This window comes from Bacteroides sp., from assembly GCF_029057325.1.
In the GTDB taxonomy this organism is placed as follows: domain Bacteria; phylum Bacteroidota; class Bacteroidia; order Bacteroidales; family Bacteroidaceae; genus Bacteroides.
Genome location: NZ_JAICZW010000161.1, coordinates 16,347 through 33,605, shown reverse-complemented (window position 1 = coordinate 33,605; position 17,259 = coordinate 16,347). Strand labels below are relative to the sequence as shown.

The 17,259-nt window shown below is 48.8% G+C and carries 10 protein-coding genes; 7 read left to right on the top strand and 3 right to left on the bottom strand.

The annotated features are described in order from the left end of the window. The first annotated feature begins 11 nt into the window (after positions 1-11). Positions 12-836, top strand: a complete 825-nt coding sequence (locus K2G43_RS10460) for a transporter substrate-binding domain-containing protein (RefSeq protein ID WP_297643267.1) — start codon at positions 12-14, stop codon at positions 834-836. A 38-nt stretch (positions 837-874) separates the two neighbouring features. On the opposite strand, the gene K2G43_RS10455 is transcribed toward K2G43_RS10460, so the two are convergent. After that, positions 875-1,366 carry a metallophosphoesterase family protein gene (locus K2G43_RS10455; RefSeq protein ID WP_297643266.1) on the bottom strand — a complete coding sequence of 164 codons (492 nt, stop codon included), beginning with the start codon at positions 1,364-1,366 and terminating at the stop codon, positions 875-877. Between the two features lie 61 nt (positions 1,367-1,427). Between K2G43_RS10455 and K2G43_RS10450 the strand changes: the two genes are divergently transcribed. The 4 genes from K2G43_RS10450 (at position 1,428) to K2G43_RS10435 (ending at position 11,815) form a co-directional block, all read left to right on the top strand. Beyond that, the gene (locus K2G43_RS10450) at positions 1,428-3,554 is read left to right on the top strand and encodes an RNA degradosome polyphosphate kinase (RefSeq protein WP_300154925.1); all 2,127 of its coding nucleotides are present in this window, start codon (positions 1,428-1,430) and stop codon (positions 3,552-3,554) included. A gap of 1,104 nt (positions 3,555-4,658) precedes the next feature. Continuing rightward, entirely contained in the window at positions 4,659-7,919 is a 3,261-nt protein-coding gene (locus K2G43_RS10445) for a TonB-dependent receptor (RefSeq protein WP_300154922.1), read from the top strand. A 25-nt stretch (positions 7,920-7,944) separates the two neighbouring features. Next, positions 7,945-10,074, top strand: a complete 2,130-nt coding sequence (locus K2G43_RS10440) for a RagB/SusD family nutrient uptake outer membrane protein (RefSeq protein WP_300154920.1) — start codon at positions 7,945-7,947, stop codon at positions 10,072-10,074. 202 nt (positions 10,075-10,276) lie between these two features. Further along, entirely contained in the window at positions 10,277-11,815 is a 1,539-nt protein-coding gene (locus K2G43_RS10435) for an arylsulfatase (RefSeq protein ID WP_300154917.1), read from the top strand. A gap of 167 nt (positions 11,816-11,982) precedes the next feature. Here the strand turns inward: K2G43_RS10435 and K2G43_RS10430 are convergent, their stop codons facing one another. Beyond that, complete coding sequence (locus K2G43_RS10430) at positions 11,983-13,413, bottom strand: HD domain-containing protein (RefSeq protein ID WP_297644092.1); 1,431 nt, start codon at positions 13,411-13,413, stop codon at positions 11,983-11,985. A gap of 255 nt (positions 13,414-13,668) precedes the next feature. On the opposite strand from K2G43_RS10430, the gene K2G43_RS10425 reads away from it, so the two are divergent. After that, positions 13,669-14,496, top strand: a complete 828-nt coding sequence (locus tag K2G43_RS10425; protein ID WP_300154914.1) for a hypothetical protein — start codon at positions 13,669-13,671, stop codon at positions 14,494-14,496. Positions 14,497-14,740: 244 nt separating this feature from the next. Beyond that, the gene (locus tag K2G43_RS10420) at positions 14,741-16,387 is read left to right on the top strand and encodes an ABC-F family ATP-binding cassette domain-containing protein (RefSeq protein ID WP_300154911.1); all 1,647 of its coding nucleotides are present in this window, start codon (positions 14,741-14,743) and stop codon (positions 16,385-16,387) included. On the opposite strand, the gene K2G43_RS10415 is transcribed toward K2G43_RS10420, so the two are convergent. Next, positions 16,384-16,986 carry a master DNA invertase Mpi family serine-type recombinase gene (locus K2G43_RS10415; protein ID WP_297643315.1) on the bottom strand — a complete coding sequence of 201 codons (603 nt, stop codon included), beginning with the start codon at positions 16,984-16,986 and terminating at the stop codon, positions 16,384-16,386. The two genes, K2G43_RS10420 and K2G43_RS10415, sit on opposite strands and share 4 nt — an antisense overlap. Positions 16,987-17,259: the final 273 nt, after the last annotated feature.

The window sequence follows — 17,259 nt, the reverse complement described above, 5'->3', positions numbered from 1 at the left end:
ATGTTAGCTGTATGAACAAAAACAGAATACTCTGTGTCATCATCCTGATAATTGCCGGCACACTCATTGCAAATTTTCTTCTTCCGAAGCGGAAAAAGGTGCAAAACGCTCCGCGCGACTATGCCGAAATAGCCGCCGAAGGCATCATACGCACTTCGACCGAATACAACTCCATCGGTTTCTACATAGACAATGACACCTTCGCCGGTTTTCATTATGAACTGATTGAAGCCTTTGCCCGCGACCACGGACTGGTAGCCAGCATCTTACCGGAAATGAGTTTCAACAAACGACTGGAAGGCCTGGCCGAAGGAAGATACGATATGATTGCCAACAGCATCCTTGCCACCAGTGAGCTGAAAGATTCCTTGCTGCTCACCACTCCCATCGTGCTGAGCAAGCAAGTGCTGGTGCAACGCAAACCGGAAACCGCTTCCGACTCATCCTTATTTATCAAAAACCAACTGGACTTAGCCGGAAAGACACTGCATGTTGTGAAAGGTTCTCCCTCCTCCCTGCGCATCCGGCACTTGGGAGATGAGATAGGCGATACCATCTACATTAAAGAGATAGAGAAATATGGTTCCGAGCAACTGATAGCATTGGTAGCCCATGGCGACATTGACTATGCCGTGTGCGATGAAAGCATCGCCCGCGCGGCAACCGACAGCATTCCTCAAATAGACATCAACACCGCCATCAGCTTCACGCAGTTTTACTCTTGGGGCGTAAGCAAGCACTCCCCCATCCTTTTGGACAGCCTCAATACTTGGTTGAAGTCCTTCAAGAAAGGAAAAGAATATAAGGAAATCTACCGGCGATATTACAAAAGATAAGCACTCTTTCAAGCGGCCGTGATTGCCTCCCAACCCCGTTATCCCGCCAGTTCTATCACTTCCAAATCCTTGAACGTACCGTTATCTATGGCGAAACGTACCATGGTGCGCACTTGGTGGAAGCCATATTTGCCAGCAGCACCCGGATTGATGTGCAGGAGCCCCAATGTCTTATCATACAGCACCTTCAGGATATGGGAATGTCCGCTTATAAACAGCTTGGGCGGATGCACCAAAATACTGCCTTTGATAGAAGGGTCGTAATTGCCGGGATAGCCGCCTATATGCTTCATCAACACTTCCGCCCCGTCCACTGTGAAGCGGAGCGTCTGCGGATAAATCTGCCGGATTTCCTGCCCGTCGATGTTGCCATACACAGCACGGAAAGGACGAAAAGCTTCTAATTTCTGTGCCACTTCCAGCGAACCGATGTCGCCTACGTGCCATATTTCATCGCACGGCTCGAAGTATTGCAGGTATTTCTCATCCCAATAGCCGTGCGTATCGGATAGTAAACCAACTTTTGTCATACTTTTCTTTGTTTATCCGGCAAAGGTAAGTATATTTGGGGAGAATACTCATATTCACACCATGGAAAACAGATATTTTAAACGTGACATCAGCTGGCTCTCTTTCAACTACCGCGTACTGCTGGAGGCTGAAGACGAAACACTACCGCTATACGAACGAATCAACTTCATCTCCATATACTCCTCCAATCTGGAAGAGTTCTACAAGATACGCGTAGCCGACCACAAAGCGATAGCCAACGGAGCCTCGCAAAGCGATGAAGAGACCATGCAGTCTGCAACCGAACTGGTGGACGAAATCAACCAAGAAGTCAACCGCCAACTGGAAGACCGCGTGCGCATCTATGAAAAGAAGATACTACCTGCCCTACGGAAACAACACATCATCTTCTATCAGAGCCGCAATGTGGAACCCTTCCACAAGGAGTTTGTACACAACTTCTTCCGCGAAGAGATATTCCCCTACCTCGCCCCGGTACCCGTAAGCAAGGACAAGGTCATCTCCTTCCTGCGCGACAACCGGTTGTATCTGGCAGTACGGCTGTTTCCGAAAGTCGATGAAGGAAAAGTTGTCAATCCTTCCTCTCGTCAACTTTCTCCCGAATACTTCGTGATGAAACTGCCCTACAGCAAGGTACCCCGTTTCATCCAACTGCCCAAGGTAGGGAAAAACTACTACCTGATGTTCATCGAAGACATCATCAAGGCCAACCTGGACATCATCTTCCCCGGCTATGAAGTGGACAGCAGCTACTGTATCAAAATTTCGCGCGATGCGGACATCCTGATAGACAACGCCGCCAACACCTCCGAAATCATCGAACAAGTGAAGAAGAAAGTGAAGAAACGCAAGATAGGCGCCGTCTGCCGTTTCGTGTACGACCGCGCCATGCCCGACGACTTCCTCGACTTCCTGGTAAACGCCTACCACATAGACCGGCGAGAACTGGTACCGGGCGACAAACACCTCAACATGGAGGACTTGCGGCATCTGCCCAACCCCAATCCGAGCATCCCACCCATTAGAAAACCGCAATCCATGAAGCTGACCTGCCTGGACGAACACGAATCCATCTTCCGCTACGTGGAGAAGAAGGACTTGCTGCTACACTACCCCTACCACTCCTTCGACCATTTCATCCACTTCCTATACGAAGCGGTGCACGACCCCACAGTGCACGAAATCATGGTGACCCAATATCGCGTGGCCGAAAACTCCACCGTCATCAACACCCTGATAGCCGCCGCACAGAATGGGAAAAAGGTCACTGTGTTCGTAGAGCTGAAAGCCCGTTTCGACGAAGAGAACAACCTGGCCACCGCCGAAATGATGAAAGCCGCCGGCATCAACATCATCTTCAGCATACCGGGCCTGAAAGTGCATGCCAAAGTGGCTCTCGTATTACGCCGCACCCCCCAAGGATGCAAACTGACAAGCTACGCCTATATCAGCACCGGAAACTTCAACGAAAAGACCGCCACCCTCTACGCCGACAGCGGCCTGTTCACCTGCAACCCGGTTATCGTAAACGACCTGCACAACCTGTTCCGCACACTGCAAGGCAAGAAGAACCCAGTGTTCCACCGCCTGCTCGTAGCTCGCTTCAACCTGATACCGGAGTTGAACCGCCTCATCGACCATGAAATAGAACTGACACGACAAGGCCAACAGGGTCGCATCATCCTAAAGATGAACGCCCTACAAGATCCGGCCATGATAGAGCGCCTCTACGAAGCCTCGCAGGCAGGCGTAGAAATTGACCTCATTGTCCGTGGCATCTGCTGCCTTATCCCCGGGCAGGAATACAGCCGCAACATCCGCGTGACACGCATCGTGGACACCTTCCTGGAGCATGCTCGCATCTGGTACTTCGGCAACAGCGGAAAGCCCAAACTCTTCCTCGGTTCACCGGACTGGATGCGCCGCAACCTATATCGTCGCATCGAAGCCGTGACCCCTATCCTTGACCCGGACTTGAAGCAGGAACTCATCGACCTGCTCTCCATACAGCTGGCCGACAAACGGAAAGCCTGCTTCGTGGACGACCATTTGAAAAACCAATGGAAATCAACGCATCGCAAAAAGGAGAAGGTACGCTCGCAATATACTTTCTATGAGTACTTGAAGGAAAAGATTGAGACAACGCAGCAGCCTAAGAATACGCTGACTTCCATCCATCTTCTATAAACAGCTCATGCGCTGTACGCCATATCCACCGCGTCCAGCGCATGACAGCCCTCTTTCATGTCCTCTTCATCATGGCGCCTTTGGCTACGAGTGATGGAGCACAATGACGCTTTCTATCATTAGCGGGCTGAAAGCCCGATTATCACTCCAAATGCCGGATGAGCCGGAAAGATTGCTTTTTACCGATTGCGAAAGCCATAAAATGTAAAAAAATATCATTCCACGCCAAAAAATGCGAAAAATCGCAGTTTTCTCATTTCTCAACAAAAAAACAGCTCCAGGAGTACTTCTGGAAGGGGTAGGGAAAGGTAACGACTGAGACTACCTCAAGTAACGACTGAGGCTGCCTCAAATAACGACTGAGGCTACCTCAGATAACGACTGAGGGTAACAACATGTAGCACCGTGATTTCAAAAGCCGTTTTTGTAAAGAATAAATCAATAAATGGAAGGAGCCCGCTTGCTCCATGCTTCTTTTATAGTCAAAAAGAAATTCGTTTCCTCTGCCCATTCCCACAAATCCTTGTTGTGATAGTATTGGGCGTTATCCGAAATGATGTAAATCGGGCTCATCCGATATTTGGAGTGACAGCGCACAATGACGCTTTCTATCATTAGCGGGCTAAAAGCCCGATTATCACTCCAAATGCCGGATGAGCCATATATTTCCCGTATCCATACGCTGTATAGGCACATTAGCACCGATGATTGGTTCTCATTGTTCATCCATCACTTTTCCGCTGACACCTAAGACATTGTTAAATAAGCATAAATAATATATCCTTCAGTAAACATAGAATTTAAATATCATTATATTTACACACCTTTACAATATAAAATATAATAACAAATTCTAAAAACCTGAGAAGTTGGTTAGTAAGACTCAATTACAATAGACAACAAGTGAGTAATATGCTTTCAGTATTGGTTTACTAAAACTAGTCTTAGGGTAGTGGCTGTTTGGAATTTCAAAGGTTTGCATTGTATTAGGCAACATAAGTTATTAATTAAAAACAGATCTAAAGTATGAAAAAAAAATCATGTAAACCAGAGCCAGCTTCTTTCTTGTTTGCTTTGGTGGTTCTTTTTTGGTCAATGGGAAGTATGGCTTCAGCAGCTTTGCCCGGACAGAAAGACATTGTTCATGACACAGACAGAGCAGGAAAACCTGCCGTACACACTCTTCAGCAATCGGGGAAGCATATTGTGAAAGGTATCGTAGTGGACAAAATGCAGGAAACGATCATCGGCGCTTCTGTCATTGTACCCAATACGACCATCGGTTGCATTACAAACATCGACGGAGAATTCTCATTAGAAGTTGACAAATTGCCGGTCACATTGCAGATTACCTACATAGGCTACAAGACCGTTAACGTGAAAGTGATTGACGGAAATGTGATTCATGTGGTGATGGAAGAAGACTCCAAACAACTGGAAGAAGTCGTAGTAGTAGGCTACGGCACGCAGAAGAAGGCCAACCTCTCCGGTTCCGTATCTACAGTGAAAATGGACGAAGTATTGGGAAGCCGTCCGCAACCCAATACCGCCGCAGCCTTGCAGGGTGCCGTTCCCGGTCTGACCATCACCAGTGGTAGCAATACGCCGGGACAGACAGGAAAGAGCATCCAGATTCGTGGTACGGCTACCTTCTCCGGCAGCAACGATGGAACTTCCGCTTTGGCGCCGCTGGTGCTGATTGACAACGTTCCCGGTGATATCGATACGCTGAACCCCGAGGACATTGAGTCGGTAACGGTACTGAAAGATGCCTCCTCATCAGCCATCTATGGTGCACGCGCAGCCGCCGGTGTGGTACTCATCACCACCAAGCGCCCCAACAAGGAGGAGAAGATTTCGGTGACTTACAACAACAACTTCGGTTTTGTCAACGCCATCAACACTCCCAAACAAGTGGGACTGGAAACTTTCCTTCCTATTTATAAGGAAACACTGGGTAACACCTATGCCGGTGGTAACAACCAGAACATTGACTCTTGGTTGAACTACTTGGATGTGTACAAAAACAACCGTTCGGCACTCTCCAGCCTGGGTACTTTCTATGAAGATACCGGCATCCTGGTAGCCAACGAAGACGGCAAGCGCTACTACCTGAAGCAGGAGAGCATGTACGACCGCATGATGGAAACCGGTTTCTCACAGACTCATAACTTCACGGTAAGCGGAGCGACAGAGCGCATTCGTTTCCGCATGTCAGGCAACCGCTATACGGAAAACGGTCCGTTACAGGGTGATAAGGACAACTATACGCGTATGACATTCAACGGCGTAATTTCGGCAGACGTTACCAAATGGTACACGCAAGAAGCTACTATCAACTACTCACAACAGAAGCGTGACTATCTGAACGATGAAAGTGGTTTCATGTATTCGACTCGTCTTCATAACTTCCTGCCCGAAGGCATCGACCCGGCAGGCAACCTCATCAAGACGCCTTTGGCTATCATCCAGAACAGTAACTCACGTCACACCACCATCGACACGCCGCGTTTCTTCTTCAAGTCTATCGTACGTCCGGTGAAGGGGTTGGAAGCCGTATTCGAATACACCTACCAGAAGCAGGCTACCAACTTCGACTACTATTCGGGCAAGTGGAAAGCAGCCGACATCCAAGAAGGTGTATCGTCTATGCCTTCAGGAGAGGACTATTATGTGGCACGCTATTTCTACAACGCCCGTAATGCATACAATGCTTACGCCACTTACAAGTACAACCTGCTGCAAGACCACAATTTCTCGTTGATGGCCGGTTTCTCTCAGGAAGATTACGATTATAAGTATTACAATACGAATGCCGAGACACAAGCTCTGCCTGACATCCCCTCTATGGGCAATGCACAAGGCAAGGTCACTACCTCAGACAACTACCAGAGCTATGCCATCCGCAGTGGTTTCTTCCGCTTCAACTACGACTACAAGGGCAAGTACCTATTGGAAGTGAATGGACGCTACGATGGTTCGTCCAAGTTCCCTAAAAACTCTCGCTTTGCTTTCTTCCCCTCGTTCTCATTGGCATGGAACATGGCAGAAGAGAACTTCATGGAAGGCACTCGCAACATCATCGACCAAATCAAACCGCGTCTGTCTCACGGCTCCATCGGTAACCAAAACTCTGCCGGCTACTACGACTATATCGCCACCATGGCACTGAATACACAGTCCACTGTATGGCTCAATGGCAACGACGAAGGCTACATGACCGTCATCGGCGCTCCCGGCCTGATCAGTTCCAACTTCACTTGGGAAACCATCACGACCACTAACGTGGGACTTGACTTTGCGTTGCTCAACAGTCGCCTGACCGGTAACTTCGAGTGGTACCAGCGCGAAACGAAGGACATCCTTTCTCAGAGTGTTGCACTGCCAGCCGTATTGGGCGCCACAGCCCCGAACCAAAATGTAGGTAAGATGCGCACACGCGGTTGGGAAATCTCACTGGCTTGGCGCGACAAGATTGGCAAAGTGGGGTACAATATCGGTTTCAACCTGTGGGACTACAAGTCGAAGATTACTTCACTGAACTTCAACGAAGACAAGAGCCTCTCTTACCTGTATGAAGGCAAGACCATAGGCGAACTTTGGGGATACCGCTACGATGGTTTCTATACTATAAACGATTTTGAAGACACAGCTACTTGGCAACTGAAAGAAGGCGTGCCTACCTTGAACGGATATAGTCCACGTCCGGGTGACTACAAATTCAAGAACCTACGCGATGGTGACAATCGCGAAGGCGATGTCAACGAAATCAACAATGGTAAAAATACATTCGACAAACCAGGTGATATGACCATCATCGGTAATACGACACCACGATATCAATATGGCATCAACCTGGGTGTGAACTATGCTGGCTTCGACTTGAGCGTGATGTTGCAGGGTATCGGCAAACGCGACTACTTTAATAGCAGCGAATTGTACTATACCTTTATGTCAGGAGATGTGGCCTTCTCGCCACTATTTGAAGGCACTACCGACTACTGGACTCCGAAGAGTATGGATCCGACAAGCCCCGATTACATGGTGGCTGCTAATCCGAATGCCAAGTTGCCCCGTATCTGGGGAAGCTCCACTTCTTCTATAGCCAATGCAAGTTCCAACCGTCGCACCAATGACCACATGCTGAGCAGTGCCGCTTATATGCGTATCAAGAATGTGACCCTCTCTTACTCGTTCCCGAAACAGTGGCTGAACAAGATTCAGGTAAAACAACTACGCTTGTTTGTAAGTGCTGAAAACTTGGCTACCTTCTCTTCACTGCCGTCCGGAATCGATCCTGAGACTCTCAGCTGGGGCTATCCGCTCTATCGCACAGTCTCTTTTGGTGCGAACATCTCATTCTAAGTTATTACTCTTAACAATATTCATCATGAAAAAGATATTACAAACCTTGACCATAGCGGCAGTATTAGGACTGACCGGGTGTAATGACTCTTACTTGGAGAGACTCCCGAACACAGAGGTGACCGATGCAACCGCCTTTACATCATTCGCCACTTGCTCTAACTACTTGGCCAACCTTTACCAAATGTTCGGTGGAGGGTACACATCGTTTCAGGGACCTGCCATAGTCTCCGGCGCACTGGGAACTTCTACCCGTGATATTTACTCAGGAATTCTGACCAATTATGGCGCTGGTGTGGGAAACATCTCCAACTCATACGCCAACCAGACAGTAACCATCCCTACAAGCGATGGCGCCTACAGCAATCCCTATTATTGGATTCGCTGGGCAAACATTATGCTGGATCATATCGACGACCCGGCATGTACTGACAATGAGCGTCTGCACTTGGAATCTGTGGCACGTTTCTTCCGTGCCTACGCCCACTACTCATTGTTGGTGAACTACGGTGATGTCATCTATGTGGACCACTTGCTTTCCGACACCTCGGAAGAGCTGACCAAAGCACGCGATTCACGCCTATATGTAGCCGACCAAATCTATAAGGAGCTGACTTGGTGTATTGAGAACGTACAGGACAACCTAGCTGAGCCTAATATGCTGAACAGCGACGTAATGAAGGCCTTCATGTCTCGTTTCACACTCTTCGAAGGTACTTGGCGCAAATATCATTCAGTGGACGAATCGGAATGCTCGTCTAAGAGCTATGTGACAGGAAATACATTGTTGCAGACTTGTGCTTCCGTATCCAAGGAATTGATAGACAAGTATCCTACCCTTTATAAGGGTAATTCACAGGATATCCATCCGGGAAAAGGATGGGGAGAAATGTGGACAAGCGAAGATTTGCAGGAAGTTCCCGGCGTACTGCTTTATGTGAAATATGTAGAGAACTACAAGATGCACCGTCTGGGCCATTTCGAACACATCGGTTCGGCAAGCCTTGAAATGCCGCAATCTACGGTAGATCTCTATCTGACCAAAGACGGTCTGCCCATTCACAACCGTAACGTGAAACACTATGATTACGATCCGGAAACCAAATCTTATAAGGAAGGTGCCACTTACGATTACGCCAACTGTAATATGTATCGCACATTCCGTATGCGCGACCCACGTATGTGGCAGATGATTATGCCTCCTTATCATGTACTGGGTCAGGGAGATGCCAACACCTATAAGTTGGACGAATCTGCCGGCGGAATCTGGATGGAATACATCAACCAATTCTCTCCGCGCGGCATCTATAATGCAACCAATGGCACTTACAGGATTCCCAACTGGGCAAGTGGTTATCATCAGATTCCTTACCACAAAGCTCTGCCTTCCAGTAACTGGGCCGGCAATTACTTGAGAAACGTACCCAATGTGAGCTTGTCTAATGTGATGAGTGACGCCATTACTTCTGCCGGTTTTCAGTTGATTTATGCCGGAGCCGGTTACCAACGTGGAAAGAGTGGATACTTCGTATGGAAACATCATGCTTCTTGGGACAAGCAAGACCAAAACTATGCGATGGAAACCTCCGACAAACCGGTCTTCAAGATAGAGGAAGTGATACTGAACTATGCCGAAGCCATGTGGGAACTGGGAAGATTCGACCAGTCGGTAGCCGATATTACCATCAATAAACTGCGTGACCGTGCGGAAGTAGGTCTTATGCAAGTGAGTGCCATCGGTTCTGATTTCGACCCTGATCGTGACCAGACCGTAGATGCAGTGTTGTGGGAAATCCGCCGCGAACGTCTGATTGAGTTGATGGGTGAAAGTTTCTCTTGGGAAGATGTACGCCGCTGGAAAAAGGCTGACTACTTTGTCAACAAGCAACACTATGGTGTTTATTTGGACAATGTAGCAGCTACTTTCAACAACGGAAAGGCTACTTCTGGAGGTACCGGTATTCTAAACCCTGCCACAAAGCTGGAAGCTTCGGAAAGCGAGTTGGCTACCATGGGGAACTGCGGTCACTTGTACTATTACCTGGATCCGATTAAAGCCGGCAAGGGATGGCTTGACAAATACTACCTACGCCCGATTCCATCGGATGAATTGCTGCTGAACGACCAACTGGAGCAGCAGGAAGCCTGGAAATAACAATCTAGAACCTAAATAGAAAATGGTCCGCCATCGGCCTGTCCAAGGCTCAAAGGCGGACCTTTTCATAGGTAGCCATCTCCAAAGAATGCAGAAAACGTAGTCAATCAAATAAAAAAAAGGCTTCGAACTTGCATTCTAAAAAATAAAAGTATAATATTTGCAGAAACTGAAGTATATTATTACACTCAATTATCATAATATGGAAAATAAACGTTTTTGGCTATTGGCCGGTGGATTGGCACTTTCCTCTTTAGGATTGTATGCGCAGAAGCAAAAAAAGAATGAAAAGCCCAACATTATCTACATCATGTGTGACGACATGGGGTATGGTGATCTGGGATGTTATGGACAAAAGTATATCCAGACGCCCAACATCGACCGGATGGCAAACGAAGGCATGCTCTTCACGCAAGCTTATGCAGGCAGTCCCGTCAGTGCGCCCTCGCGCGCCTCGTTCATGACCGGACAACACTCAGGACACTGCGAAGTGCGTGGAAACAAGGAGTATTGGACCAATGTACCGATGATGCACTACGGCAACAACCAGGAATATACCGTTGTGGGCCAGCATCCTTATGACCCGGAACATGTCATTCTACCCGAAATAATGAAGGACAACGGATACACCACCGGCATGTTCGGCAAGTGGGCCGGCGGCTACGAAGGATCTGTATCCACCCCCGACAAGCGTGGCATCGACGAGTACTACGGATATATCTGCCAGTTCCAAGCACACCTCTATTACCCCAATTTCCTGAACCGCTACAGTCGCTCGGCCGGCGACACGGCAGTGACGCGTGTGGTGATGGAAGAGAACATCAAGTATCCCATGTATGGGAAAGAGTACCTCAAGCGTCCGCAGTATTCTGCCGACATGATTCATCAGGAGGCTCTGAAATGGCTGGACAGCCAGAACGGCAAGCAGCCCTTCTTCGGCATCCTCACCTACACGCTACCGCATGCCGAGCTGGCACAGCCGGAAGACTCCATCTTAGAAGGTTACAAACGGAAGTTCTTCGTGGACAAGACATGGGGCGGCCAGGAAGGATCGCGCTACAATCCTTCCGTGCATACGCATGCTCAGTTTGCCGGTATGATTACCCGTCTGGACCACTATGTGGGCGAGGTACTTGCCAAGCTGAAAGAGAAGGGATTGGACGAAAACACCATCGTCATTTTCACCAGTGACAATGGTCCTCACGAAGAGGGAGGTGCTGATCCTACGTTCTTCGGCCGGGACGGAAAGTTGCGCGGCCTGAAGCGCCAGTGCTACGAGGGAGGTATCCGCGTGCCGTTCATTGTACGTTGGCCGGGCAAGGTGGCTGCCGGAAGCGTCAGCGACCATCAGTGTGCCTTCTACGATCTGATGCCTACCTTCTGCGACTTGGCAGGCGTGAAGGATTACGTCAAGAAATACCGCAATAAGAAGAAAAAAGAGGCGGACTATTTCGACGGCATCTCCTTTGTCTCTACACTATTGGGCCAAGGCGAGCAGCAAACACACGATTTCCTCTACTGGGAATTCAACGAAACCGACCAGATAGGTGTCCGCATGGGCGACTGGAAGCTGGTGGTGAAGAAGGGAAAACCGTTTCTTTACAACCTGGCCGATGATATCCACGAAGACCACGACATTACTGCCCAGCATCCGGATATCGTAGCGAAAATGAAAGAAATCATCCGTGCACAGCATACGCCGAATCCTCATTTCTTCGTAACCCTACCCGATTTTGAATAAGCTTTCCATGCCCTTCATGGAGAGCATCGAAACAAAAATCTGAACACAAATTACGCAAATTGCACAAAAGGGATTCAAACACCTGAGCATCAGCCATCGCTTCACTTCTCTTTTCGTGTGATTTGTGTAATTTGTGTTTTTTATCTGTTTCACCGTATTGATATATATTACACAGGTTCCAATCCCATTTTCTCCGCCCGTTGCAACATAAATGCACGGGCGGCTTCGTATTCATTGGGAATGACGCCATCCAAAATGGCATCCTTGATAGCACTCTTCAAGGCACCCACTTGCTGACAGGGAGGAAGTCCGAAGATCTCCATTATCTCCTCGCCACTGACAGGCGGTTGGAAATTGCGGATGCGGTCACGTTCCTCCAAATCCTTCAGCTTTTGACGCACCAATTGGAAGTTGTTCAGGAAACGTTGTTTGCGCTCCATATTCTTGGAAGTGATGTCGGCTTCACAAAGAGTCATCAGGTCATCGATGTCATCTCCCGCCTCAAACAGCAGACGGCGCACTGCCGAATCGGTCACCACGTCATCGGCTATCACGATGGGACGCATGTGCAGACCAACCATCTTCTGCACATATTTCATCTTCTCGTTCATCGGCAGTTTCATCTTGCGGAAGATATCGGGTATCATCCTCTCGCCAATGAAGTTATGGTTATGAAAAGTCCAGCCGATACGGGGCTCCCAGCGCTTGGTGGCAGGCTTGGCGATGTCGTGCAGCAATGCCGCCCAACGCAACCAGAGGTTATCTGTCTTCTTGCTGATGTTGTCCAGCACTTCCAGTGTATGGTAGAAATTATCTTTATGCGCCCGCCCGTTGCGCGTCTCCACGCCTTGCAACCGTGCCAATTCGGGGAATATCAGTTCCAACAGACGGCAACGATCCAGTTCGATGAATCCTTTGGAAGGGATAGGCGATAGGATTATCTTGTTCAATTCATCGGCAATGCGCTCCTTGGAGATGATGGAGATGCGTTCCCGGTTCCGTTCCAACGACTCAAACGTCTCATCATCGATGTAGAAGCCAAGCTGAGTGGCAAAGCGCACACAGCGCATCATGCGCAAAGGGTCATCGCTAAAGGTGATGTCGGGGTCAAGCGGCGTGCGGATGGTCTTCTCCTTCAGGTCCTCAATACCACCAAAAGGGTCCACCAGTTCGCCATAACGTGCATGGTTGAGGCAGACTGCCAGAGCGTTGATGGTGAAGTCGCGACGGTTCTGGTCATCTTCCAACGTACCGTCCTCCACAATCGGCTTGCGGGAATCGTGCGTATAAGACTCCTTGCGTGCACCCACGAACTCCACTTCCGTGCCACGATACTTCAACTGCGCCGTACCGAAATTCTTGAATACGGAAAGATGCGCACCGCGCCCCAGACGCTTGCCTAACGCTTCGGCCATGGCAATGCCGCTACCCACCACTACCACGTCGATATCTTTGGAAGGGCGTTGCAGGAAAATGTCGCGGACGTATCCGCCTACCACATAGCATTCCAATCCCAGTTCATCCGCCGTTTCGGATATCCGTCTGAATATATCGTCACTAAAATGTTGCTTCAGTTCTTCTGCTGTCAGTTCTATCATAATAATAATGTGATAAAGTGATAATATGCAAATGTGATAAAACACCAGTGCTCTGACATAATTAAAGGTGATGAATATGCTAATAATCCGATATGCCCGTCAATTCCCCAACTCTATACTATCAAGGTCGGTTCATTTACACATCAGCATCTTTGCACATTGGCAGATTATCCATCACATTTGCACATTAATTCGCTGCAAAGATATGGATATTATCTGTATTTTTGCACCCAACAAACTCCAAGAACAGCAAATATGAAGAAAGTTACGTTACTGGCGTGCCTCTGCTGCACGCTCTTCGCCTGCGAAGATGTAGAAAAGAAAGCCGGCGAAAAACTGCAAGCCGCCCGCGAAGCCTTTGAGGCAGGCAACTACAATGAAGCGAAAATATTGATTGACAGTATTAAAGTACTCTACCCCAAAGCCTTCGACACCCGTCGTGCCGGCATCGGACTGATGCAGGAAGTGGAACTGAAAGAACAGGAAAAGAGCATGGTCTATCTGGACAGCATGTTGCAAGCCAAGCAACAAGAGTTTGATGCCATCAAAAATAAATACACTTTTGAGAAAGATGCCGAATATCAGCAAACAGGCAACTACCTGCATCCCTCTCAAGTGATAGAAAAGAACCTGCACCGCTCGTTCCTCCGTTTCCAAGTGGACGAAAACGGCGTGATGAGCATGACTTCCATCTACTGCGGCACTCACAACATCCACCACGTGGCCGTCAAAGTCATCGCTCCCGATGGCAGCTTTGCCGAGACACCTGCCGCCAAAGAGAGCTACGAAACCACCGATCTCGGCGAAAAGATTGAAAAAGCCGACTTCAAAATGGGAGAAGACGGCAACGTGATGGGCTTCCTCTATCTGAATAAGGAAAAAAACATCAAGGTGAACTATCAGGGAGAACGCCCCTACTCCACTACCATGACCGCCTCCGACCGTCAGGCACTTGCCGACGTTTATGAATTGGCACAGCTACTCGCCTCCATGACGGAAATCAGGAAGAACATGGAGGAAGCACGGCTGAAAATAGGATTCGTGAAAAAGAAAATGGCGGAAAAAGAAGAGAACGAGAAGTAAAGACTTCTAAAGGAGGATGTGTCATAACGGATAAAGGGAGTTATCACTCCGCTTTGCTCCGTTAGAAGCTAAAGGCCAATAGTTTAACTTATTCAAAGTAGAGTATTGGCCGATAACTCCCGAATAACTCCCGATAACTCCTTCAAATGCAAAAGCCGTCTCTCCCACTACAATTTTTGCATACAACCTTAACGGTCCTATCCTATTTTACACTATCTTTGCGCCTCATTTCAAAAGATACACCATGATTTCAATAGACGGATTGGCCGTAGAGTTTGGCGGCACTACCTTATTCAGTGATATATCCTTTGTCATCAACGAGAAAGACCGCATCGCCTTGATGGGGAAAAACGGAGCGGGGAAAAGCACGTTGCTGAAAATTCTGGCAGGCGTCAGACAACCTACACGCGGAAACATCTCCGCTCCCAAAGAGTGCGTCATAGCCTATCTGCCCCAGCACCTGATGACGGAAGACGGACGCACCGTATTCCAAGAGGCAGCACAGGCATTCGCCCATCTGCATGAAATGGAAGCTGAAATAGACCGCCTCAACAAGGAACTGGAGACACGCACCGACTACGAAAGCGACAGCTACATGCAACTGATTGAAGAAGTTTCCACCTTGAGCGAGAAGTTCTATGCCATCGACTCCACCAACTATGAGGAAGACGTGGAGAAAACACTGCTCGGTCTGGGCTTTGCCCGCGAGGATTTCAACCGCCCGACCAGTGAGTTCAGCGGCGGATGGCGCATGCGCATCGAACTTGCCAAGCTGCTGCTTCAAAAGCCCGATGTACTGCTACTGGACGAGCCTACCAACCACCTGGACATCGAATCCATACAGTGGCTGGAAGAGTTCCTCGTCAACAACGGAAGGGCAGTCATCGTCATCAGTCACGACCGCAAGTTCGTGGACAACATCACCACCCGCACCATCGAAGTGACCATGGGACGCATCTACGACTACAAAGTGAACTACTCCAAATACCTGGAACTGCGCAAGGAGCGCCGCGAACAGCAACAGAAGGCTTACGACGAACAGCAGAAGTTCATTGCCGAGACCAAAGAGTTCATCGAACGCTTCAAAGGCACCTATTCCAAGACCTTGCAGGTGCAAAGCCGCGTAAAGATGCTGGAGAAACTGGTACTGCTGGAAGTGGACGAAGAAGACACCTCGGCCCTGCGCCTCAAATTTCCTCCTTCACCCCGTTCGGGCAACTATCCCGTCATCATGGAAGGTGTAGGAAAGAGCTACGGCGACCACGTTGTCTTCAAGAATGCCAACCTTACCATCGAACGGGGAGACAAAGTTGCCTTCGTAGGCAAGAACGGTGAAGGAAAATCCACCTTGGTGAAGTGCATTATGAAGGAGATAGAGCACGAAGGTACGCTCACCATCGGGCACAACGTACAGATAGGTTACTTCGCGCAAAACCAGGCTTCCTTGTTGGACGAGAACCTGACCGTGTTCCAGACCATCGACGATGTGGCCAAAGGCGAAATCCGTAACAAGATACGCGACCTGTTGGGAGCCTTTATGTTCGGCGGACCCGAGGAGTCCATGAAAAAGGTGAAGGTACTTTCCGGTGGAGAGCGCACACGCCTCGCCATGATCAAACTGCTGCTTGAACCGGTGAATCTGCTGATTCTGGACGAGCCAACCAACCACCTGGACATGAAAACCAAAGACATCCTGAAGCAGGCGTTAATGGATTTTGACGGCACGCTGATTGTCGTCAGCCACGACCGTGACTTTCTGGACGGTCTGGTGACCAAAGTCTATGAATTCGGCAACAAGCAAGTAAAAGAACATCTGAGCAGCATCTATGAATTCCTTGAGAAGAAGAAAATGGACTCTCTGCAAGAACTGGAACGCAACTCCGCAAATTAGAACTGGCGCTCCTTTATGAAGCGCGAGAGGGTGTTGCGGTCCACCTCGCATATTCGGGCAATCTTGCACTTTGAGGCTTTTCCTGTCAGCAACTCCCTTATCAAGGGTTCTTTTCCCGACAACTTATACTTGTCGGCCGCACTCTTTCTGCCTCTCGGTCGTCCCAACGCAGAGCCTTCCGCCTTCCTGCGAGCCAATGCCTCTTTGGTCCTTTGACTAATCAGATTGCGTTCTATCTCAGCAGACAGGCCGAAGGCAAAGGCGAGGACCTTGCTCTGGATATCATCGCCCAAGCGATAATTGTCTTTAACGGTCCAGACACGGCATTCTTTGGTCATGCAGATATTCAATATCTCCATAATCATAAAAAGATTCCGACCGAGGCGGGAGAGCTCGGCACAGATAATCAGGTCATCTTTCCGCACTTCGTCAAGCAGGCGGCCCAACTGCCGTTTGTCGTATGACTTCATTCCGCTGATGGTCTCTTCTATCCAGCCATCAATCTTGATTTTCTCCCGCTCACAGAAATTGCTAATCTCAAAGCGTTGGTTCTCTATTGTCTGTTTGTCGCTACTCACGCGAATGTAACCATAAATCATTGTCTTTATTGTTTTTGATTAAAAATTATGTTTTCTGTAAATATAGGGGAGAAAGCATATCTCAAAGACCCCGCTTCCGATCATGCAAGCACGCCAGACAAGCGGACAACGACGAGCCGGCACCCATCCGACAAGAAAAAGCGGCATGCCGGAAGAACGAGCATACAACATGCCTGTTCTAGCCAATTATAGTCGTGTTGACAGACACTTGCTTCTGAGACGACAGACACTTGTGTTCAAGATGACAGACACAAGTGTTTGAGACGACAGACA